The organism is Rhizobium sp. HT1-10 (assembly GCF_049472505.1).
Classification (GTDB): domain Bacteria; phylum Pseudomonadota; class Alphaproteobacteria; order Rhizobiales; family Rhizobiaceae; genus Rhizobium.
This window is the reverse complement of record NZ_JBCEBQ010000001.1, coordinates 245,615-265,541: the sequence shown is the minus strand read 5'-3', so window position 1 is coordinate 265,541 and position 19,927 is coordinate 245,615. Positions and strand designations below refer to the sequence as shown.

The 19,927-nt window shown below is 61.0% G+C and carries 21 protein-coding genes; 11 read left to right on the top strand and 10 right to left on the bottom strand.

Annotated elements, in window-relative coordinates:
- The first annotated feature begins 79 nt into the window (after positions 1 to 79).
- Positions 80 to 541 (top strand): nucleoside deaminase, encoded by a 462-nt coding sequence (locus VH564_RS01290; RefSeq protein WP_423338022.1) that lies wholly within the window; start codon positions 80 to 82, stop codon positions 539 to 541.
- A 10-nt stretch (positions 542 to 551) separates the two neighbouring features.
- Here the strand turns inward: VH564_RS01290 and VH564_RS01285 are convergent, their stop codons facing one another.
- Entirely contained in the window at positions 552 to 1,181 is a 630-nt protein-coding gene (locus VH564_RS01285) for a hypothetical protein (protein WP_423338021.1), read from the bottom strand.
- Between the two features lie 134 nt (positions 1,182 to 1,315).
- A complete protein-coding gene (gene ileS, locus VH564_RS01280) occupies positions 1,316 to 4,201 on the bottom strand; it encodes an isoleucine--tRNA ligase (RefSeq protein WP_423338702.1) in 2,886 nt (961 codons plus the stop codon).
- A 390-nt stretch (positions 4,202 to 4,591) separates the two neighbouring features.
- On the opposite strand from ileS, the gene VH564_RS01275 reads away from it, so the two are divergent.
- Both VH564_RS01275 and VH564_RS01270 read left to right on the top strand, forming a co-directional pair.
- On the top strand, positions 4,592 to 5,002 hold the full coding sequence (locus tag VH564_RS01275) for an antitoxin Xre/MbcA/ParS toxin-binding domain-containing protein (protein ID WP_423338020.1): 411 nt from the start codon (positions 4,592 to 4,594) through the stop codon (positions 5,000 to 5,002).
- Positions 5,002 to 5,442: an RES family NAD+ phosphorylase gene (locus tag VH564_RS01270; RefSeq protein ID WP_423338019.1), complete on the top strand. Its 441-nt coding sequence runs from the start codon at positions 5,002 to 5,004 to the stop codon at positions 5,440 to 5,442. Before VH564_RS01275 ends, VH564_RS01270 begins: the two co-directional genes overlap by 1 nt.
- Before the next feature lie 347 nt (positions 5,443 to 5,789).
- Here VH564_RS01270 and mctP read toward each other — a convergent pair whose 3' ends face one another.
- The 4 genes from mctP to VH564_RS01250 all read right to left on the bottom strand — a co-directional run bounded on the left by mctP (position 5,790) and on the right by VH564_RS01250 (position 9,434).
- Positions 5,790 to 7,265: a monocarboxylate uptake permease MctP gene (gene mctP, locus VH564_RS01265; RefSeq protein WP_423338018.1), complete on the bottom strand. Its 1,476-nt coding sequence runs from the start codon at positions 7,263 to 7,265 to the stop codon at positions 5,790 to 5,792.
- Positions 7,255 to 7,452 carry a DUF3311 domain-containing protein gene (locus VH564_RS01260; protein ID WP_423338017.1) on the bottom strand — a complete coding sequence of 66 codons (198 nt, stop codon included), beginning with the start codon at positions 7,450 to 7,452 and terminating at the stop codon, positions 7,255 to 7,257. Before VH564_RS01260 ends, mctP begins: the two co-directional genes overlap by 11 nt.
- Positions 7,453 to 7,583: 131 nt before the next feature.
- Positions 7,584 to 8,564 (bottom strand): bifunctional riboflavin kinase/FAD synthetase, encoded by a 981-nt coding sequence (locus VH564_RS01255; RefSeq protein ID WP_423338016.1) that lies wholly within the window; start codon positions 8,562 to 8,564, stop codon positions 7,584 to 7,586.
- Positions 8,565 to 8,585: 21 nt separating this feature from the next.
- Positions 8,586 to 9,434, bottom strand: a complete 849-nt coding sequence (locus VH564_RS01250) for a TIGR01459 family HAD-type hydrolase (RefSeq protein WP_423338015.1) — start codon at positions 9,432 to 9,434, stop codon at positions 8,586 to 8,588.
- A gap of 319 nt (positions 9,435 to 9,753) precedes the next feature.
- Between VH564_RS01250 and groES the strand changes: the two genes are divergently transcribed.
- From groES to VH564_RS01235, 3 genes are all read left to right on the top strand, one after another.
- A complete protein-coding gene (gene groES, locus VH564_RS01245; RefSeq protein WP_142824105.1) occupies positions 9,754 to 10,050 on the top strand; it encodes a co-chaperone GroES in 297 nt (98 codons plus the stop codon).
- 66 nt (positions 10,051 to 10,116) lie between these two features.
- Positions 10,117 to 11,769, top strand: coding sequence for a chaperonin GroEL (gene groL, locus VH564_RS01240; protein ID WP_423338014.1), 1,653 nt, complete (start codon positions 10,117 to 10,119; stop codon positions 11,767 to 11,769).
- Between the two features lie 748 nt (positions 11,770 to 12,517).
- Positions 12,518 to 12,964, top strand: coding sequence for a hypothetical protein (locus VH564_RS01235; protein ID WP_423338013.1), 447 nt, complete (start codon positions 12,518 to 12,520; stop codon positions 12,962 to 12,964).
- A 57-nt stretch (positions 12,965 to 13,021) separates the two neighbouring features.
- On the opposite strand, the gene VH564_RS01230 is transcribed toward VH564_RS01235, so the two are convergent.
- Entirely contained in the window at positions 13,022 to 13,729 is a 708-nt protein-coding gene (locus VH564_RS01230) for a glutathione binding-like protein (protein WP_423338012.1), read from the bottom strand.
- Between the two features lie 199 nt (positions 13,730 to 13,928).
- On the opposite strand from VH564_RS01230, the gene VH564_RS01225 reads away from it, so the two are divergent.
- A complete protein-coding gene (locus VH564_RS01225) occupies positions 13,929 to 14,375 on the top strand; it encodes a DoxX family protein (protein ID WP_423338011.1) in 447 nt (148 codons plus the stop codon).
- A 68-nt stretch (positions 14,376 to 14,443) separates the two neighbouring features.
- On the opposite strand, the gene hisG is transcribed toward VH564_RS01225, so the two are convergent.
- The 3 genes from hisG to hisS all read right to left on the bottom strand — a co-directional run bounded on the left by hisG (position 14,444) and on the right by hisS (position 17,863).
- A complete protein-coding gene (hisG, locus tag VH564_RS01220; protein ID WP_423338010.1) occupies positions 14,444 to 15,145 on the bottom strand; it encodes an ATP phosphoribosyltransferase in 702 nt (233 codons plus the stop codon).
- On the bottom strand, positions 15,142 to 16,263 hold the full coding sequence (locus tag VH564_RS01215; RefSeq protein ID WP_423338009.1) for an ATP phosphoribosyltransferase regulatory subunit: 1,122 nt from the start codon (positions 16,261 to 16,263) through the stop codon (positions 15,142 to 15,144). The genes hisG and VH564_RS01215 overlap by 4 nt, the downstream gene beginning before the upstream one ends.
- A gap of 64 nt (positions 16,264 to 16,327) precedes the next feature.
- Entirely contained in the window at positions 16,328 to 17,863 is a 1,536-nt protein-coding gene (hisS, locus tag VH564_RS01210; RefSeq protein WP_423338008.1) for a histidine--tRNA ligase, read from the bottom strand.
- A gap of 232 nt (positions 17,864 to 18,095) precedes the next feature.
- Between hisS and VH564_RS01205 the strand changes: the two genes are divergently transcribed.
- From VH564_RS01205 to copM, 4 genes are all read left to right on the top strand, one after another.
- Complete coding sequence (locus VH564_RS01205) at positions 18,096 to 18,866, top strand: hypothetical protein (RefSeq protein ID WP_423338007.1); 771 nt, start codon at positions 18,096 to 18,098, stop codon at positions 18,864 to 18,866.
- A 63-nt stretch (positions 18,867 to 18,929) separates the two neighbouring features.
- A complete protein-coding gene (locus VH564_RS01200; RefSeq protein ID WP_423338006.1) occupies positions 18,930 to 19,217 on the top strand; it encodes a BrnT family toxin in 288 nt (95 codons plus the stop codon).
- Positions 19,180 to 19,491, top strand: a complete 312-nt coding sequence (locus VH564_RS01195) for a BrnA antitoxin family protein (RefSeq protein WP_423338005.1) — start codon at positions 19,180 to 19,182, stop codon at positions 19,489 to 19,491. The genes VH564_RS01200 and VH564_RS01195 overlap by 38 nt, the downstream gene beginning before the upstream one ends.
- A 65-nt stretch (positions 19,492 to 19,556) precedes the next feature.
- Positions 19,557 to 19,913 (top strand): CopM family metallochaperone, encoded by a 357-nt coding sequence (gene copM, locus VH564_RS01190; RefSeq protein WP_423338004.1) that lies wholly within the window; start codon positions 19,557 to 19,559, stop codon positions 19,911 to 19,913.
- Positions 19,914 to 19,927: the final 14 nt, after the last annotated feature.

Genomic DNA, 19,927 nt, shown 5'->3' with positions numbered 1-19,927 from the left:
TTTGCCTGAGTTTTTAGACCAAATTGGTCTTTGGCGTGTCCTATCAGGTCACGCCGCTTCGGTTAAGTGGAAAATCTTGATGGCGAAGACAAATCAGTTCATGGCGCTGGCGCTGGACGAGGCCCGCGCCGCCGGTGCTCGTGGCGAAGTGCCGATCGGCGCCGTGGTGGTTTTCGACAATGCCGTGGTTGCGAAGGCCGGCAACCGCACCCGGGAAGACAATGATGTAACGGCCCATGCTGAAGTGGTGGCGATCCGCCTTGCCGCTGCGACGCTCGGCAACGAGCGCCTGATGGGGGCCGATCTCTACGTGACGCTGGAGCCTTGCACCATGTGTGCGGCGGCGATCTCTTTTGCGCGCATCCGCAGGCTCTACTACGGCGCCGAAGATCCGAAAGGCGGCGCTGTGGACAACGGCGTCCGCTTCTTTTCGCAGCCGACCTGCCATCACAGCCCGGAGGTCTATTCGGCGCTGGCCGAAAGCGAGGCCAGCGACATTCTCAAGGATTTCTTTCGAGCCCGACGCGTCGACGAGGGCTAGCTCACCCTTCTTACTGGAAGGGCTTCCACCAGCTGCTCGACTGCTGGGCTGCCTCGGCATCCTTCAGGCGCTTCTTTTCCTTCTTCGATTCCGGCGTGCCGAGATCGTTGAGGGCGGCCGGATCGGCAACCTGGCGGTACTGGGCCGGCGGATCGATCAGATAGCGGCGCTGGTCGATATAGGTGCCGTCCTGATTCTTGCGGGCTTCGCGGTAGGCGGCGGTCTGCTGCGCCTGGGTCTGCTGTGTCGCATGGCTGTCGGAATAGACCAGCGGCGAGCGGTAATTCGCGGAATTCTTGTTGGCATCGGCATCGGCAACAAGGCGCTTGCGGGCTTCTTCCGGCGATTCCACCCAGTTCGGGTTGTTGGACGAGGCCAGCGACTGCTGCGGCTGAGTGAGCGTCTCGCGGCCGGCAGGCGGAGGAACGACGAGGCCTGGGCGCGGCGGGTACTTGACGGTGTTTTCCTTGGGCGTGGCGGCAGAAAGCGAGCCGATATCGGCGATATCGTCGAACAACTGCTCGCCCGAGGTCTTGTCGGTGCCGTAGGTCGGGCTGCTCATGCAGCCGGACATCGCGCCGCAGCCCGCCACCAAAGCAGCCAAGCAGACGCCAACACGAACCCTATGCAACGCTTTCATGAAAACCCTTCCCAGCCACGCCGGTGCATCTATCGCCCGCCATGATCCTTACGCCCCTTCGCGCGAAAATCCGGCCAATTTCAGGCACTTTTACCGGATGAACGCGGTTAACGCAATTCATCCGGTAAATTTCTTCAGCCGATAGCGGCAAGCTCGCGCATGGCCGCCGCATCACGGGCGGAAATGTCCGGATAGGCCGGATCGGACCCGACATCGGTGGTGATGCGCCAGGAGCGGGCGCACTTGGTGCCTTCCGCGAGCTTCGGCTCGACGGCGACCTTGGTGCCGTCCTCCAGCCGGAAGGCCTCCGCAGGCCCCTCGCCGGCCACGACCGATATGTTCGAGGTGATGCAGATTTCCGCGAAATCGAGACCATCCAGCGCCGCCAGAAGTTCGGAATCGCCGACGTGGACGACCGGGGCTGCTTCCAGCGAGGCGCCGATGCGCTTTTCCTTGCGCTCGATCTCCAGCGCGCCGGTGACAGCGCGGCGGACGGTGCGGACCTTTTTCCACTTTTCGGCGACGGGCTCGTTTGCCCATTCCGAAGGGATCGTCGGGAACTGCTCGAGATGCACCGATACCGCGTTCGGATCGCGCGACAGCCATGCCTCTTCCGTGGTGAAGGGCATCATCGGTGCGAACCAGAGGACGAGGCAATCGAACAGCTTGCGGATGACATAGAGGGCCGCGCGGCGCTTCTGGCTCGACGGCGCGTCGCAGTAGAGCGCGTCCTTGCGGATGTCGAAATAGAAGGCCGACAGTTCGACATTGGCGAAATCCGACAGCGAGCGAACGATCCGCTTGAAATCGAATTCGTCGTAGCCGGAGCGCACGACCTTATCGAGCTCGGACAGGCGGTTCAGCATCAGCTGTTCCAGCTCCGGCAGATCGGCATAGGCGATGTCGTCGCCGTGGTCGTGGGCAAGCGTTCCCAGCATCCAGCGGATAGTGTTGCGGATCTTGCGGTAGGCATCGATATTGGTCTGGATGATCGTCTTGCCGAGGCGCTGGTCTTCCCAGTAGTCGGTGTTCATCACCCAGAGGCGCAGGATATCGGCGCCGGACTGGCCCATGATTTCCTGTGGGGTCACCGTGTTGCCGAGCGACTTCGACATCTTGCGACCGTCTTCGGCCATGGTGAAGCCATGGGTGACGACGGCGTCGTAGGGCGCGCGTCCGCGCGTCGCGCAGCTTTCCAGCAGCGACGAATGGAACCAGCCGCGATGCTGGTCTGAGCCTTCGAGATAGACATCCGCCGGCCATTTCAGGTCCGGACGGTCTTCCAGCGTGAAGGTGTGGGTGCAGCCGCTATCGAACCAGACGTCGAGAATGTCGGACACCATCTGCCAGCGCTCGCCATCATGAGCGTTGCCGAGGAAGCGTTCCTTGGCACCTTCAGCAAACCAGGCATCGGCACCTTCCTTCTCGAAGGCTTCGAGGATGCGGGCGTTGACCTCGTCGTCCTGCAGCACGTTGCCATCGACATCCGCAAAGACGCAGATCGGCACGCCCCAGGCTCTTTGACGGGAGAGTACCCAATCCGGGCGCTGCTCGATCATGGCGCGCAAACGGTTCTGGCCGCCTGCCGGCACGAAGCGGGTGTCGTCGATGGCCGAGAGGGCACGGGTGCGCAGCGTCGTGCCATCGCCGAGTTCCTTGTCCATGTAGACGAACCACTGCGGCGTATTGCGGAAGATGACCGGCTTCTTGGAGCGCCAGGAATGCGGGTACTCATGCTTGATGCGGCCACGGGCAAAGAGATTGCCGGCAGCGATCAAAGCCTCCATGACGCGCTTGTTGGCATCGCCCTTCTTGCCGTTGTCATCCAGCACGCGGGCAGCGCCACCTTCGGCGGAGGGATCGAAACCGGGCGCATCCTCGGTGTAGAAGCCGGCATCGTCGACCGGGAACGGGATTTTGGTGTCGACCCCACGATCTTGAAGCAGTTTTGCATTCGACATCCAAGCCTCGAAGTCTTCGCGGCCGTGGCTTGGAGCGGTGTGGACAAAGCCGGTACCGGCGTCATCGGTGACGTGATCGCCGTCGAGGAGTGGGACGTCGAAGGTGTAGCCAAGATCCTTCAGCGGATGGGCGCAAGTGATTGCGCCGAGCTCCGTGCCAGTGACGTCACGGATCAGTTTAAAGGTCAGCTTCGCCTTGGTCGCAGCATCTTCGGCGAGGCGGTTGGCGAAAATTAGTTTTTCACCTGGCTGCGGACCGAAGTCGTTGACCGCGTCAGTGACTTGATAAAGCCCGTACTCGATTTTCGACGAGAAGGAGATCGCGCGGTTGCCGGGGATCGTCCAAGGAGTAGTAGTCCAGATGACGACGGAGGCTCCTGCCATATCCGAAGACACAGGCGCGCCTAGTCTGTACGCACGTTCATTTTGCTCCTCAAGCTCTTTGCTGCCTGGTTTGGCTGCAATAGCTTTAGTCACAAAGCGGATAGGGAACTTCACCCAGATCGTGTCGCTCTCGACCTCCTGATACTCCACCTCGGCCTCTGCCAGCGCCGTGCGCTCGACGACCGACCACATGATCGGCTTGGAGCCGCGATAGAGTTGGCCGGACTTGGCGATCTTCAAGAGCTCGCCGGCGATGCGGGCTTCCGAATGGAAGGCCATCGTCGTGTACGGATGGTCGAAATCGCCCTCGATGCCGAGGCGGCGGAACTCGTTCGACTGGATGTCGATCCAGCCTTGCGCGAACTCGCGGCATTCCTTGCGGAATTCGTTGACCGGGACCTCGTTCTTGTCCTTGCCCTTCTCGCGGTATTTTTCCTCGATCTTCCATTCGATCGGCAGGCCGTGGCAATCCCAGCCCGGCACGTAATTGGCATCGCGCCCGCGCATCTGGAACGAGCGGGTGATGACGTCCTTCAGCACCTTGTTCAGCGCATGGCCGATGTGGATGTTGCCGTTGGCATAGGGAGGGCCGTCATGCAGGACGAATTTTTTGCGGCCGGCGGCGGAGGCACGGAGCTGCTTGTAGAGCCCCATCTGCTTCCACTTCTCCGCCATTTCCGGCTCCTTCTGCGGCAGGCCTGCGCGCATCGGGAACTCGGTTTCGGGAAGGTAGAGGGTCTTCGAATAGTCGATCTTTTCAGGCGTATCGGTCATTGTGCTGACAATCGTCTCTTGCAGCCCCTGGCGGGCGCATCCAATCGGGAAATGTTTGGTGGCGGAGAGCGCTCGGCAGAGCGCCGAAAACCCGGACCTTCCGGCAGCTAAAGCGCGCGGAAGGCCGGGCCAATAATTCGTATCGCTACTGCCAGCCAAAAATGGGTCATTGCCGGCGGTTAATAAGCGGTTTTCGGGGGAAAAGGAAGAGGCCGGCGGCGACCAAACGCGGCGATTGAAGATTTGGCCATTTGCGCGTATGGTGGGAGGCAAATGGCACGGAGCATCCCCATGGCAGACAGTTTTCCGATAGCCGGCGGCCGGTCGACACAGGCAGCCCTTGTCATGGTGACCGACAATGCCTGGCCATCATTCGAGGCGAAGGCAGTCGGTCAACTCAGAGAGCATGGCTTCTCGACGGAGGAGATCCATCGTTTCGTGGCGCCGCGCAGAACGCTTGCACGCCGCGTCGAGAAAGGCGAGCCCCTGACGCTTGCCGAAAACGATAGCGCCCAGCGCCTTCTCCGCATCAGCGAGCTGGCAGACAAGGTTTTTGGCGACCATGACAAGGCCCACCATTGGCTGCGCAATCCCAATCGCGCCCTGAAAGGGATCGCTCCGATCGACCTGCTGGAATCGGAGACCGGGGCCCGTCTGGTCGAGACGTCGCTGTATCAGATAGACTACGGCATTTATGTCTGATGACGATCCTCTGGCGCATATCCAACTACGCGGACCTCTCCGGTCGCGGCGGGCTGGTCGCGCCGGGCCGATGGCACGAGATGGGCACAGCTGTCGTCTATTGCTGCGACCACCCTTCGACGGCGTTGCTGGAGACGCTCGTGCAGGTCAGTCTCCAGCTGATTCCGGAGACCTTCCAGCTGTTGCGGATTTTAGCTCCCGACGATCTGCCATTGGTCGACATTGCGATGGATCAGGACGATTTCGACGACATCCATCGCACCCGGTCGAAAGGCAGCAAGCTCCTGCAGAGCGCCGAGGCCTGCCTGATCCGCGTGCCCTCGGCAATCATGCCGGCGGCGGCCAACATTCTCATCAACCCGCAGCATCCCCGCGCCCACGAAATCCGGATCGTCGATATAAAATCCTATCCCTTCGACAGCCGTCTCCTGCAGCCGTAGTGTGCTGGCAGCGGGAGAAAGCAAGCGTTGCCCCCACGGCCCGGACTGCTGGGCAGACCACGGCCCAGACGGCTTACAAGGGCCTTATCCGACAACTCTGGACGTCACTCGGGAAATTGAGGCGGTTGTCAAACTCCCCTCATCCTCGCCCTTGTTGCAGGGATCCAGTCAGCTCAAGTCCTTGAGCTGAAAGAGTCTTTTGACACGACAGACGTCGTGCCGCTGGATCGCCGCCACAAGGGCGAGGATGAGGGAGAGTGGGGTATCGCTCTCGTCAAACAAGCTTCTTCAGGGTTTGTCCGCAGTCTGAGCCGCGGGCGTTGCCGCCCACGGCCAAGGTCGATCCGTCACGCCTGTGCGACAGCCCTGCCCTTGGTCACAGCGTTCACCGCCGAAGCGACGACGATGTTGGCCGCAAGGGCCAGCAGGCCGATATAGATCGTGACCGGCGCGCCGCCGAAGGCGATGGCCTGCATTGGCTTCCAGCCGTTGATCCAGACCAGATAGGTGCCGCCGAAGAAGCCGACGAACCAGCCGGCGAGCAAGCCCTGCGCGCGGAACCAGTTCGTGTAGAGGCCGAACACGAGGGCCGGCAGGGTCTGCAGGATCCAGATGCCGCCGAGCAGCTGCAGATCGAGGGCGAACTGCGTCGGCAGGAACAGGATGACCAAGAGCGCGCCGACCTTGACCACCAGCGAGGCGATCTTGGCGACCTGCGCCTCGCCCGCATGGCTGACGTCGGGATTGACGTAGGCCTTCCAGAAATTGCGGGTGAAGAGGTTGGCGGCGCCGATGCTCATGACGGCGGCCGGCACCAAAGCACCGATGGCAATCGCGGCGAAGGCAAAGCCGGTGAACCAGCTCGGAAACAGCGACTGGAACAGCGCCGGCACCACTTCGTTCGGGCTGGAGACCGTCAGATGGGAGGCATGCGCCATGTAGCCGAGCAGCGCCAGCAGGCCGAGCAGCAGGGTGTAGGCGGGCAGCAGCACGGCGTTCTTGCGGATCGTGTTGCCGCTGTTGGAGGCGAAGATGCCGGTCAGCGTGTGCGGATACATGAAGGCGGCGAGCGCCGAGCCGAGCGCAAGGCTGGCATAGGCGACATACTGGTTGCTGCCGAGCAGCAGGCTGCCCGATCCCTTCGCCTGGAAATCGGCGTCGGCTGCGGCAAAGACGCTGGCGTAGCCGCCGAGCTTCATCGGAATGGCCGCGACCGCGACGATCACCACGATATAGATCATGATGTCCTTGACGAAGGCGATCAGCGCCGGGGCGCGAAGGCCGGACGAGTAGGTGTAGACCGCGAGGATGATGAAGGCGATGGCGAGAGGCAGTTCACCGTGCAGGCCGAGCGCCTTCAGTACGACGGTCATGCCGACCAGCTGCAGCGCGATATAGGGCATGGTGGCGATGACACCGGTGATCGCCACCGCCAACTCCAGGGCACGCGAGCCGTACTGGCCGTGGACGATGTCGCCGGCCGTGACATAGCCATGATCCTTGGCGCGCTTCCAGAGAACAGGCATGACCATGAAGACGAAGGGATAGACGACGATCGTGTAGGGCAGCGCAAAGAAGCCATAGGCGCCGACGGCGTAGACCAGCGCCGGCACGGCGATGATGGTGTAGGCGGTGTAGAAATCGCCGCCGACCAGGAACCAGGTGATCCAGGTGCCGAAATTGCGGCCGCCGAGGCCCCATTCGTCGATATGGGCGAGCGTCTCGGGCTTGCGCCAACGAGAGGCCACGAAGCCCATGACGGTGACCAGTGCGAAGAAAAACAGGAAGACGGCGAGCGCCGTGGGATTGATATCAGTCGTCATGGCGAACGCTCCGGTAGGCGATGTAGGTCAGGAGAGCGGTGATCGGCACCCAGAGCAGCTGATACCAGTAGAAGAACGGAAACCCGAACAGGACCGGGTCACGGAAATTGTAAAACGGCACCCAGAGGAGCCCGATATAGGGAATGACAAGCAGCCAGAGGGCTGCCTTTCCAGAACGCTTGTCCATGCTGGGTACTGCCTTTCAGACGTTTCCTGACGCGGCGAATCCGCTTGACGATTATCAAGGCATAAACGCTAAGCTTGGCTGCGCAAGTATTTTGCCTTGAAAACCACACAATTCGATTGTGCAGCGCGGCATCAGCTATTGAGGATGCGATCCAGCGCGCCCAGCGGCATCACGCCTGCAAGCAGCGCCCTCGCCTCGGCTTCGTCGTTGCGCATCTGGGCGATCAGCGGCTCAAGTCCGTCGAACTTCAGTTCAGGCCTGAGGTAGGCGAAGAACGATACGGAGCAGAGCTGGCCATAGAGGTCGCCGCTGAAATCGAAGACATAGGTCTCGAGCAACGGAGCGCCGTTTTCGGTAACTGTCGGGCGACGGCCATAGCTGGCGACGCCATCGTGCATGACGCCGTCGGCCGTGCGAAATCGCACGGCATAGATGCCGGAGCGCAATTCGGTCTCCGCCGGCAGCCGCATGTTGGCGGTCGGATAACCCAGCGTCCGGCCCAGTTTCTCGCCGCCGATGACCTCGGATTCGGCCAGATAGCGATAGCCGAGCAGGCCGGCTGCCTCCGCCATCTCGCCGTCCACCAGCAGCGCCCGAATGCGGCTCGAGGACACCACCTCGGCATTCTCGTCGCGGAAGGCGTCGATCAGCGTCACGCCAAAACCGTTGCGGCTGCCGGCGTTCATCAGGAAGGCCGGACCGCCCTCGCGCCCGTGGCCGAAATGGAAATCGAAGCCGGTGACGACCTCGGAGGCACCGAGCCAGTCGATCAGGATGGAATGGACGAAATCATCGGCCGAGCGCTGCGAGAACTCGCGGTCGAACGGATATTCGATGACGGCGTCGAAGCCGAGCGCCTCGCAGATGCGCGCCTTCAAGGGCGCAGGCGTCAGGCGGAACACCGGCTGGTCGGGGCGGAAGACGGTCCGGGGGTGCGGCTCGAAGGTCAGCACCAGCGCCGGCACGCCGCGCGCCCTGGCGATCTCCAGTGCCCGCTCCAGCACCGACTGGTGGCCGCGATGGACACCGTCGAAATTGCCGATGGCGATGACGCCGCCCTTCAGGTGCGGAGGCAGCGGCTCGCGGGTCTCGTTGCGGTGGAAAACGGTCATGGGGTCACTGTTCCGACTGCATCAGGCAAGTGCCGGCATCCACCATTTCGGTGCCGCCTGTTCTCTGTCCAGGAAAGCGTGCAGGATCGCCTCATCCGCTTCGCCGTTGATCGTGTATTCCGCAGCATGGATGCCTTGGCTGATATAGAGAAGATCGAGCCCGTAGCCGAGCGCGCCGCGCACATCCGTCGGCATGCCGTCGCCGATGGCAACGACGCGCGACAGGTCGAAATCGCCCCTGACAGCTCGGGCGGCGGCAAGGCTTGCCTCGTAGATCGGCCGATGCGGCTTGCCGGCGACGCGGGTCTGGCCGCCCATCTGGTTGTAATAGGCCGCCATGGCGCCGGCGCAGGGGATCATCCGGTGGCCGCGCTCGACGATCAAATCTGGATTGGCGCAGATCATCGGCACGTTGCGCGCCTGGAAGGCCTTCAGCATGTCCGTATAGTCTTCCGGCGTCTCGGTCTCGTCGTCGAAGAAGCCGGTGCAGACCACCGAGTCCGCCTCGTCGGCGGAAACCCGGTCGACGCCGATGCCTTCGATCAGCGCCAGGTCGCGGTCGGGACCGAGCAGGAACACCTTCTTCGGACCCTCGGCAATCAGGGTGCGGGTGACGTCGCCCGAGGTAACGATGCGGTCATAGGCGCCGTCGGAAACGCCGATCGTGCGCAGCTGCGGCACGACCTGCGACGAGATGCGCGGGGAATTGGTGATCAGCACCACCGTCTGGCCGCGACTGCGGGCGGATTCCAGCGCCGCAGATGCATCGGCATTGGCAACGACGCCGTTGTGCAATACGCCCCAGACGTCGCACAAGACGACATCATAGTCATTGGTGAGATCGCGGAGGCTGTCGATACGCTTGGCCATGCTCTGAATTCTTCCGATGATACGCGTTGCGGTTCACATCGCAAACCGGCTCGGAGATTACAAGTCTGAAAAACCGCTGGCCGGGCTCTCGGGGATCGGCCGGCACGGTCGCCGACACAGCAAAAACGGCGCTAGAAGCCGCGCGCCGCATCGATCGCCGGTTCACAATTCCAGCACAAAAAATCGCTAGGGTCATTCTTGACTCCCCCGGACACCGTCCTTACATGCAGGTTGTTAGCACTCGCCGAGGCTGAGTGCCAACATCACCCATACGGATCCCCCGTGATCCGTGAATGTCATTCGATCGAGGGATTAGACAATGGCAACCACCAATTTCCGTCCGCTGCACGACCGCGTCGTTGTACGCCGCGTCGAATCTGAAGCCAAGACAAAGGGCGGCATCATCATTCCTGACACCGCCAAGGAAAAGCCGCAGGAAGGCGAAATCGTCGCTGTCGGCACCGGCGTTCGTGACGACAAGGGCACGATCATTCCTTTGGACGTCAAGGCTGGCGACCGCATCCTGTTCGGCAAGTGGTCGGGCACTGAAGTCAAGCTCGACGGCGAAGACCTTCTGATCATGAAGGAAGCCGACATCATGGGGATCATCGGCTAATCCAGCCGGTCGTCTTCGTCACCAATTCCATAAAACCAATTGGGCACCAGCCCGGGAGTTTTTAACATGGCAGCTAAAGAAATTAAGTTCGGCCGTACTGCGCGCGAAAAGATGCTGCGCGGCGTCGATATCCTCGCTGACGCAGTGAAGGTCACGCTCGGTCCTAAGGGCCGCAACGTCATCATCGACAAGTCCTTCGGCGCTCCGCGCATCACCAAGGACGGCGTTTCTGTCGCCAAGGAAATCGAACTCGAAGACAAGTTCGAAAACATGGGCGCCCAGATGGTCCGCGAAGTTGCTTCGAAGACCAACGACATCGCCGGCGACGGCACCACGACGGCAACCGTTCTCGCCCAGGCTATCGTTCGCGAAGGCGGCAAGGCTGTTGCTGCCGGCATGAACCCGATGGACCTGAAGCGCGGCATCGATCTTGCTGTTGCCGAAGTCGTCAAGGACATCGTCTCCAAGGCCAAGAAGATCAACACTTCGGAAGAAGTTGCCCAGGTCGGCACGATCTCTGCCAATGGCGAGAAGGAAATCGGCCAGTACATCGCTGAAGCGATGCAGAAGGTCGGCAATGAAGGCGTCATCACGGTTGAAGAAGCCAAGACCGCCGAAACCGAACTCGAAGTCGTCGAAGGCATGCAGTTCGACCGCGGCTACCTCAGCCCCTACTTCGTAACCAACCCTGAAAAGATGGTTGCCGAACTGGAAGACGCTTACATTCTCCTGCACGAGAAGAAGCTCTCCAACCTGCAGGCCATGCTGCCGGTTCTCGAAGCCGTCGTTCAGACCGGCAAGCCGCTCCTCATCATCTCTGAAGACGTCGAAGGCGAAGCTCTTGCAACGCTCGTCGTCAACAAGCTGCGTGGCGGCCTGAAGATTGCTGCCGTCAAGGCTCCTGGCTTCGGCGATCGCCGCAAGGCCATGCTGGAAGACATCGCAATCCTGACGGGCGGCACTGTCATCTCCGAAGACATCGGCATCAAGCTCGAGTCGGTTACGCTCGAAATGCTCGGCCGCGCCAAGAAGGTATCGATCACCAAGGAAAACACGACGATCGTCGACGGTTCGGGCCAGAAGTCCGACATCGAAGGCCGCGTCGCGCAGATCAAGGCTCAGATCGAAGAGACGACTTCTGACTACGACCGCGAAAAGCTGCAGGAACGTCTTGCCAAGCTCGCTGGCGGCGTTGCCGTTATCCGCGTCGGCGGTGCAACGGAAGTTGAAGTCAAGGAAAAGAAGGACCGTATCGACGACGCGCTGAACGCAACGCGCGCTGCCGTACAGGAAGGCATCGTCCCCGGCGGCGGTACCGCACTTCTGCGCGCTTCTGTCGTCCTCAACATCAAGGGCGCCAACGACGACCAGACGGCCGGCATCAACATCATCCGCAAGTCCCTGCAGTCGCTGGTTCGCCAGATCGCAGAAAACGCTGGTGACGAAGGCTCGATCATCGTCGGCAAGATCCTCGAAAGCAACACCGACAACTACGGCTACAATGCCCAGACCGGCGAATATGGCGACATGATCGCCATGGGTATCGTCGATCCGGTCAAGGTTGTCCGTACGGCTCTGCAGAACGCAGCCTCGGTTGCCTCGCTCCTGATCACCACCGAAGCCATGATTGCCGAAGCTCCTAAGAAGGAATCGGCTGGCGGCATGGGCGGCGGAATGGGCGGCGGCATGGGCGGCATGGGCGGCATGGACATGATGTGATCCCATCGGATCATCGCTGAGACGGAAAGGGCGGCCTTCGGGTCGCCCTTTTTTGTTGAGATGCCAGCGGCCCGCAATTTGAGCAGCATCGCACTCTATCAGAAATTGAATTTTTACGAGGTACTCCGGATATTCACATGTACTGGAGTCGCCAGTTCAGATTTGACGCCGCCGCCACGGGCTGGTATTGAACACCCCGTTTGCGGTACGCTCCGCCATAGCGATAGCGTATCGATTGAAAGTGGCAAAGGATCGGAACATTAAGTCTCACTGGTGCGATTGAATAGTTCACAGCGGATTTCTTTTCACCCCATATGGACGCCGTCGCTTATCTGAATGTGTTTTCAAGCACTCCGCTAGAATAGCAAAAATTCGATTTTGGCATTTTTAGAGAGAGCTAGCTCCAATACAGTAAATATATTCGTTAAAGCGAATATAAACAATATTTCATTTAAATTGTATTGCTGTTTTTCATAAATCTTCTATAAAATTTTTGCGTGTGGTTACAGGGGATGGAAATGCACCCGGTCGTCGGAGGATAACCTTCGGCAACGAGGATGCGTGAAAAGCCCGCGACCACTAAAGTGTGGACGACACGACCATCGCTTGTCAGCGTTGAGACGGCTGCTGGTGGCAAAAGTTGCCGAGATGATGTTTGATGGCTCCGGCACGACAACAGGTCTGAACGGCAAATTGCAATCTGATGGTGTAAGTGGTTACCAGTTAATCGGACGGGAGTGAGGAACGTTTGTTTAAGATTGCCAAAGCCAATCTTGCTGCACCTTTCATATCGGGATCGCTCGAGATGGAAAGTGGCGACCAGGAACTCCTTGCTCAATTCTGCGTTTCCGAGGGGTGGATCGGGGACCTCGCCAACGGCGTCATCAAGATGGGCCACTTGAGCTCGATCCTGCATGGCCTGTCATCGACGGAATGCGGCCTGCTGAAACTGATGCGCTGCTACGACACTCATGATCACGCGCGCATCCTCCAATTGTTCGAGCAAGCAGCGACAGCATCCTCGTCCTTTTGCTTTTCCACGACCGTGCTCACCCAAGGCTACCAGCGCCAGCCAATCTTCTGCGTTGGCGAATCGATCGGCACGGAGGAGCAGCATTCCGGCAGCATGGTCGGCGTCTTTCTGTTCCCACGCTTCAAGCTCGGCGAATCCGACAGGCTCGTCAGCCGCCAGTAAGTCTTTCGAATCCATAGCTACCGGCGAGAGTGCACCGGTAGCCGCGCGACAGCAGCATCAATCACGCTTGGGGATATTCAGGCCCTTCTGACTGGCTGGGCGGGTGGTGGCGCGGGCGACCCAATCCATCACCCGTGGGAAACTTTCGAGCTCGAGCACGTCCTTGCCACCATAGAAGACGTCGACGCCCCTCACCCAGGGGAAACTCGCGATGTCGGCGATGGAGTAGAGATCGCCCATCAGCCACTGGCGGTCCTTCAGCCGATCTTCGAGGACACCCAATAGCCGCTTGCTTTCATCGCGATAGCGTTCGACTGGATAACTGTTGTTGGCCACCTTGTCGGCTGCGAACTTGAAGAAGTGGCCGAACTGACCGAACATCGGGCCGATGCCGCCCATCTGGAAAAACACCCACTGCAGCACTTCGTATCGCCCCGCTGCGTCCGTCGGCATAAGCTTGCCCGTCTTCTCTGCGAGATAGACGAGGATGGCGCCCGATTCGAACAGGCCAATGGGTTTGCCATCCGGTCCGTTCGGATCGATCATCGCCGGGATGCGCCCGTTGGGGTTCAGCGACAGAAATTCCGGCGTTTTCTGATCGTTTGTGCCGAAGGAAACGAGATGTGGCTCGTAGGGGAGTCCCAGTTCCTCAAGCGCGATCGACACCTTGACGCCGTTCGGCGTCGGCAGCGAATAGAGCTGGATGATATCGGAATTGCTGGCGGGCCAGCGCTGGGTGATTGGAAACGAGGAGAGATCGGCCATCGGATTGCCCTATCGGTAAAAGTGAAATGACAGGCGAGATGATAGTGCTTTGTCTCGAAAAGCAAAAGGCAGATGATCTGCAGGTTGTTCATCTTTAGTAAACGATATGTCTTTTACCGTTCATCTATTCAGCCAGCGAAAAATGGCCAATATCGCTCCCAGGAATTGCCGCGTTCGGCAATGGAATTTGGAGCCACCGATGTCCAACACCAATCATATTGTTATTCTCGTCGCCCGCATCCTGCTGGCTTTCATGTTCATCTTTGCCGGCTTCGGCAAGCTTGCCGACCCGACTGGAACCTCGGGCATGATCGCCGGCGCCGGCATGCCTGCAGCCACGCTTCTGACCTACCTTGCGGGCCTGTTTGAACTCGTCACCGGCGTCTGCGTGCTGGTGGGCTTCCAGACACGCATCGTTGGCTGGGCGCTGGCCGCCTTCTGCATCTTTACCGCCCTGGTGTTCCATCTTCCCACCGTCAGCGTCCCGGGCTTTCCGGATGCAGCACTCGGCTGGATCAACGCGCTGAACCAGATCATGGTGATGAAGAACTTCACGCTGGCCGGCGCATATATCATGCTCGCTACCTTCGGCCCCGGCCTCTACTCCCTCGACGCCCGCCGCGGCTCCTACGCCGTCGCCGCCTAAGGACGAAACATTCTTCTGACCAAACAGCCCGCCGTTCGCACGGCGGGCTGTTTGCATTGTCAGTCGACTTAAACGGAAAGGGCGCCGCTCACCGCGGCAATGATTTCGGCCACCTGAGGATCGTCCGCGTGGCCATCCTTTCGGGCCCGGACCAGGCAGGCCTCGGAACGCAGGATGATGCCGTCAGACAAGACCTTCAGATGATTGGCCCGGAGGGTCGATCCGGTCGACGTGATATCGACGATGATATCGGCCGAACCGGAGGCAGGCGCACCCTCTGTAGCGCCCAGGCTCTCGACGATCCGATAGAGCTGGATGCCGTGCTGGCTGGAGAAGAACTGCTGGGTCAGGCGCCCGTATTTCGTGGCAATGGTCAGGCGACGGCCGCGACGGCTGCGGAAATCGGCAGCAACATCGCCGAGGTCGGCCATGGTGTCTACATCGAGCCAGATCTCCGGCACGGCAACGACGACATCCGCCTTGCCGAAGCCGAGCCGGGCGCAGAACTCGACGCGACGGTCAGCTTCCGCCAGCCCTTCGCGGATGAGGTCCTCGCCGGTGACGCCGAAATCGACGCTGCCATTGCCGATCTCGCGCGAGATTTCCGAGGCGGAGAGGAATGCGATTTCGATACCATCCCGGCCCTCGATGCGGCCGCGATAGGAGCGATCGTTGCCGACGGCGACGATCGGCAGTCCCGCACGGGCGAAAATATCGGAAGCATCGTCCTTCATGCGGCCCTTGGACGGCAGGGCTATGGTGATGGTCATGCCGGTGCCCTCTCGCTCTGTATCCGATCGAGCCAGAGCGCAAAGCCCACGGCCGGAATGCGGTTCTGCGCGCCGAGCAGCGCCATCAGCCGGTCGAAGCGGCCGCCGCCGGCCAGCACCGCCGTTGATCCCTCCGCCGTGACCTCGAAGACGAGGCCGGTATAATAATCGAGCGGCCGCCCGAAAGCGGCGCGGTATTCGATGGTGGTCAGATCGACGCCGGCATTGGCAAGCGCCGCGACACGGCCGTCGAAACGCGACAGGGCGTTTCCGAGGCGCAGACCTGCGGCATCAGCAAAGCCGGCCAAGGCTGCCGATGCGTTGAACAGCGGCACTTTCAGCGACAGGAACTCCTCGAGAACACCGTAAGCCGCATCGTCGAGCCTGGTTTCGGAAAGCACCAGCTTTTCCTTCAGCCGCCGGGCGATCTCGGCCGGCGAGCGGCTGGCATTGCTCGAATAGCCGGTCGCCTGCATGGTGTTGTCGATATGGGCGATCAGGGCCGTCTCGTCATCGGCGCCGACCAGCCGGGCGACATCGTCATCGATGTCGGTGACGAATTGCGGGCTAACCAGCCGGGCAAGCAGGGCCTGCAACTGTTCGGTATTGCCGAAGGCATGGATGAGCCGCTTCTGCCAGCCGAGCGGCAGGCCAAGGGCCTGAACGACGGCTTCGAACACCGCCTGGTCGCCTAGGGTTACCTGAAGGCGGCGACCCGGAAGCAGACGGGTCAGGATGCCGGTCGCATCGCCGATCGCCCGCGCGTCGGCGCTGGAGATGCTGATATCGCCGAGGTCCTCGATACCGGCCTGGTAGAATTCATGGCTACCGTCGCGGCGCTGGCGAAACACCTCGCCGAGATAGGAATAGCGCTTCGGCGTGCCTGTCGCCGTTTCGATGTGGCGCAGGCAGACAGGAATGGTGAATTCCGGGCGCAGGCAGAGGCTTTCGCCGGTCTCGCTCTCGGTCATGAAAATCCGGCGCCGCAGGTCCTCGCCGGCCATGTCGAGAAACGGCTCGGCCGGCTGGATCACGGGCGTATCGACCCGCGTGGTGCGGCGCGCCGCAAACTCGGAGAGCAGATCGGGCGCGAAGGCGGGAAGGTCGATCAACGGCAAGGTGCTGCCTCCTGCAGGACGGCCTTGGAGACGGCGATTTCGAGGCGATTGACTGTCGCTGCGCTCATCGGCCCTGCCCGGCCTGCTTGCGGTCTTCGGCCTGGGCCGCCAGGATCTCGCGCACCTTGGCGACGAGATCGGCTTCCGGCACCGTTTCCTGCGCAACCCGCGCTTCGCGCCAGGCGACATTGTCCTCGATCTCGCCCGAGAGCCGCTTGCCCTCGATCAGGTCCTTGATCTGAACAACACCCTCGGCGCGCTCGTCGCCACCCTGGATGATGGCGATCGGGCAGCCGCGACGGTCGGCATATTTCAGCTGGTTGCCGAATTTCTTCCAGTTGCCCTGGTACATTTCGGCCCGGATGCCGGCATTGCGAAGATCCTGCGTGAAGCGCTGGTAGCGCCCCATGCTGTCGACATCGCCATCCATGACGGTGACGAGGACGGGCGCAAGCACCTCGTCCTGCCCGAGCTTGCCAAGGTTCTTCAGCGCCGTCATCAGGCGCGACACGCCGATGGAGAAGCCGGTGGCCGGCACCGGCTGGCCCATGAAGCGCGAGACGAGGCCATCATAGCGACCGCCGCCGCCGACCGAGCCAAAGACGACCTTTTCGCCTTTTTCGTTGGTGACGTCGAAGGTGAGCTCGGCTTCGTAGACAGGGCCGGTGTAGTATTCGAGGCCGCGGACGACTGATGGGTCGATCTTGATGCGATTCCCAGAATAACCGGCTGCATAAAATAGGTTACTCATGGTTGCCAGTTCTTCGAGACCTTGCAAACCGCTTACGCTCTTCGTCAGCAGCGTCGATTCCAGATCCTGAAAGAAGCTTGGCGCTCCACCGTTCTGTGCAGCTTCGATGAACTTAACAATTTCGCTCTGCTGTTCTTCGTCCAGCCCTGCGCCCTTGGTGAAATCGCCGCTCTCATCTCTGCGACCTGCCCCGAGCAGCAACCTGACACCTTCGGCACCGAACTTGTCGAGCTTGTCGATAGCGCGCAGCACATTTAGCCGGCGGCCAGCATGCTCCTCGCCGCCGAGGCCGATCGCTTCCATGACCCCGTCCAGAACCTTGCGATTATTCACCCGGATCACATAGTCGCCGCGCTTGATACCGAGCGCTTCCATGGTATCCGCCATCATCATGCACATCTCGGCATCGGCCTGCACGCCCGGCGCGCCCACCGTGTCGGCGTCGAACTGCATGAACTGGCGGAAGCGGCCGGGGCCGGGCTTTTCGTTGCGGAAGACGTAGCCCTGGCGGTAGGTGCGGTAGGGCAGCTGGATCTCGTTGAAATTCTCCGCGACATGACGGGCGAGCGGCGCTGTCAGGTCGTAGCGCAGGCTCATCCACTGCTCGTCGTCGTCCTGCAGCGAGAACACGCCCTCGTTCGGGCGATCGCTGTCGGGCAGGAACTTGCCGAGGGCATCGGTATATTCGAACTGCGGCGTCTCGATCGGGTCGAAGCCATAGCGCTCGTAGACCTCGCGGATTTTCGCGATCATCTCGTTGGTGGCATGGATATCGGTGGCAGTGCGATCACCAAAGCCGCGCGGCAGGCGGGCTCTCAGCTTCTGGGGCTTCTTCTGCTTGTCGTTCATGGCGCTGCATTCCGGTCCTGTGACAGTGGCGGTTTCCTAGCGGATCGGGCCGATTGCGGCAAGGGTTGGGCTCGGAATTCGGCGACTGGCGGTTGCCTGCGAAAAATGCCAGTTTCACCGATATAAGATGCGTCGAGGCGGTGTGAATGAGAAAGCGAGTCGCTTGGCGGCATTTGGAAGACATCGGACTTCGGGCTGAAGGCGCGCTTCCGACTGAGCGCGATTATCGCCGATGATCGCCGAGGCCCTCCTGCACCTCGCCACACTTCCCCTCACCTCACCATCGCACAGGCGTTTCATCCGCTCGTCCGTCAGCCTCTGGTCGCGCGCCAGGCGCTGCCGCAAGGCCTGGGCGGAGCACGAGAGGCGGAGCCAGAAGGCGATGCTGGAGGCAATAGCCGATCTGAAACAGCGGCGAACTGCCGTGGTGCTCGGCTCCGGGCTGTTGCGTGACGTGCCGATCAAGGCGTTGGTGGAGGCCTTCGACACCGTGGTGCTCATCGATCTCGTGCATCTGGCTTCGGTGAGGCTTTCGCTGAAGGCCCGGCGCCTCGGCGCTGTCAGGCTGATCGAGCGCGACGTCTCCGGCTATGACCAGATCGAGGCTCGGGAACCGCTGGAGCCGCTCGGCTTCCTCAGGCAGGTTCCCTATCTGGATTTCGTCGTCTCGGCCAACCTGCTGTCGCAGATCGGGCGCGGTGTGCAGAGACGGCTGGCGGCGGAGGCCAAGGGCCGCATGCCGGACGATACCGCCGCTGTGCTGGTCGAAGCCCATCTCCGGGGTCTTTCCGCCCTTGCCTGCCGCACATGCCTCGTCACTGATATCGCCTATGCCGTCATCGACCGCACCGGGCGGACGCACGAGAGATCTGACCTGCTGCTCGGCATCTCCCCGCCTGCGGCGATCGATCGCTGGCGCTGGCCGGTGGCGCCGCTCGGCGAGGAAAGCAAGGACTACCAGATCGTCCACGACGTCATAGCCTCCCGGCTATCGCCCCGATGACATCGGGCCCCGGACTGTTTTAATGTAGTACTTTTATTATCGACACGTATTCATGAAGCAGGTATGATCGCGATGAAGATCATCTGGGACGAACGCAAGCGCCTCAAAAACGTCGAGAAGCATCGGCTTGATTTTCGCGAACTCGAGTTGGGATTCTTTGCCGAGGCGATGATCCTCAACGCACGAGACGGACGCCTGAAGGCAATCGGCGACCTCGCTGAAGATACGGTGGCCGTCATCTTCGTCAGACTTGGAATTGAGGGAATGTCGCTGATTTCGCTGCGACCTGCGAGCCGTAAGGAAAGGAGCCTCTATGAAAGATATAGGTCACAGACGCCGTATCCTCACTGACGCCGAAGAAGCGAGAATTCAGGAAGGAATTGCCGCAGATCCCGACAATCCGGAATGGACAGAGGAAGACTTCAAGAACGCGAGGCCATTCGCCGAGGTTTTTCCGGATCTCGCCGAAAGCATCCGGCGTGCCCGAGGCCGACCTGCGGTGGAAGCGCCGAAGCGGCAGATCTCGCTGCGGCTCGATCCCGATGTCATCGATGCCTTCAAGGCCACCGGCAAGGGCTGGCAGGGCCGCATCAACGATGCGCTGCGCAAGGCGGCCAAGATCTGAGCAGCGTTATGCCGAGCCGCTTGTTTCCACCCGACAACTCCCTATCGAACAAGGAAGCCCCGCCCATGAAAACTCTCTTCGTCGCCTTCGCCGTCATGCTCGGCTCTTCGGCAGCCTTTGCCGATGACATGGCCAATATGGATATGAGCAAGCCGATGGGCGACCAGGGGCCTTCGAGCCGCGCCTATGCGGATGCCAATGCCAAGATGCACAAGGACATGGCGCTGACCTATAGCGGCGATGCCGATACGGATTTCGTGCGCGGCATGATACCCCACCACCAGGGCGCGATCGCCATGGCCAAGGTCGAGCTGCAATATGGCAAGGATCCGGAGCTGCGCAAGCTGGCCAAGGCCGTGATCGCCGCGCAGGAAAAGGAAATCAAGGACATGGAAGCCTGGCTGAAGGCGCATAAAAAGTAGCGCCCGATTTACCG

Excerpts from the sequence above, each read along its gene's own strand:
- VH564_RS01290 (WP_423338022.1), top strand. The coding sequence starts at position 80 with ATGGCGAAGACAAATCAGTTCATGGCGCTGGCGCTGGACGAGGCCCGC.
- VH564_RS01285 (WP_423338021.1), bottom strand. The coding sequence starts at position 1,181 with ATGAAAGCGTTGCATAGGGTTCGTGTTGGCGTCTGCTTGGCTGCTTTG.
- ileS (WP_423338702.1), bottom strand. The coding sequence starts at position 4,201 with ATGGCGGAGAAGTGGAAGCAGATGGGGCTCTACAAGCAGCTCCGTGCC.
- VH564_RS01275 (WP_423338020.1), top strand. The coding sequence starts at position 4,592 with ATGGCAGACAGTTTTCCGATAGCCGGCGGCCGGTCGACACAGGCAGCC.
- VH564_RS01270 (WP_423338019.1), top strand. The coding sequence starts at position 5,002 with ATGACGATCCTCTGGCGCATATCCAACTACGCGGACCTCTCCGGTCGC.
- mctP (WP_423338018.1), bottom strand. The coding sequence starts at position 7,265 with ATGACGACTGATATCAATCCCACGGCGCTCGCCGTCTTCCTGTTTTTC.
- VH564_RS01260 (WP_423338017.1), bottom strand. The coding sequence starts at position 7,452 with ATGGACAAGCGTTCTGGAAAGGCAGCCCTCTGGCTGCTTGTCATTCCC.
- VH564_RS01255 (WP_423338016.1), bottom strand. The coding sequence starts at position 8,564 with ATGACCGTTTTCCACCGCAACGAGACCCGCGAGCCGCTGCCTCCGCAC.
- VH564_RS01250 (WP_423338015.1), bottom strand. The coding sequence starts at position 9,434 with ATGGCCAAGCGTATCGACAGCCTCCGCGATCTCACCAATGACTATGAT.
- groES (WP_142824105.1), top strand. The coding sequence starts at position 9,754 with ATGGCAACCACCAATTTCCGTCCGCTGCACGACCGCGTCGTTGTACGC.
- groL (WP_423338014.1), top strand. The coding sequence starts at position 10,117 with ATGGCAGCTAAAGAAATTAAGTTCGGCCGTACTGCGCGCGAAAAGATG.
- VH564_RS01230 (WP_423338012.1), bottom strand. The coding sequence starts at position 13,729 with ATGGCCGATCTCTCCTCGTTTCCAATCACCCAGCGCTGGCCCGCCAGC.
- VH564_RS01225 (WP_423338011.1), top strand. The coding sequence starts at position 13,929 with ATGTCCAACACCAATCATATTGTTATTCTCGTCGCCCGCATCCTGCTG.
- hisG (WP_423338010.1), bottom strand. The coding sequence starts at position 15,145 with ATGACCATCACCATAGCCCTGCCGTCCAAGGGCCGCATGAAGGACGAT.
- hisS (WP_423338008.1), bottom strand. The coding sequence starts at position 17,863 with ATGAACGACAAGCAGAAGAAGCCCCAGAAGCTGAGAGCCCGCCTGCCG.
- VH564_RS01205 (WP_423338007.1), top strand. The coding sequence starts at position 18,096 with ATGATCGCCGAGGCCCTCCTGCACCTCGCCACACTTCCCCTCACCTCA.
- VH564_RS01200 (WP_423338006.1), top strand. The coding sequence starts at position 18,930 with ATGATCGCGATGAAGATCATCTGGGACGAACGCAAGCGCCTCAAAAAC.
- VH564_RS01195 (WP_423338005.1), top strand. The coding sequence starts at position 19,180 with ATGAAAGATATAGGTCACAGACGCCGTATCCTCACTGACGCCGAAGAA.
- copM (WP_423338004.1), top strand. The coding sequence starts at position 19,557 with ATGAAAACTCTCTTCGTCGCCTTCGCCGTCATGCTCGGCTCTTCGGCA.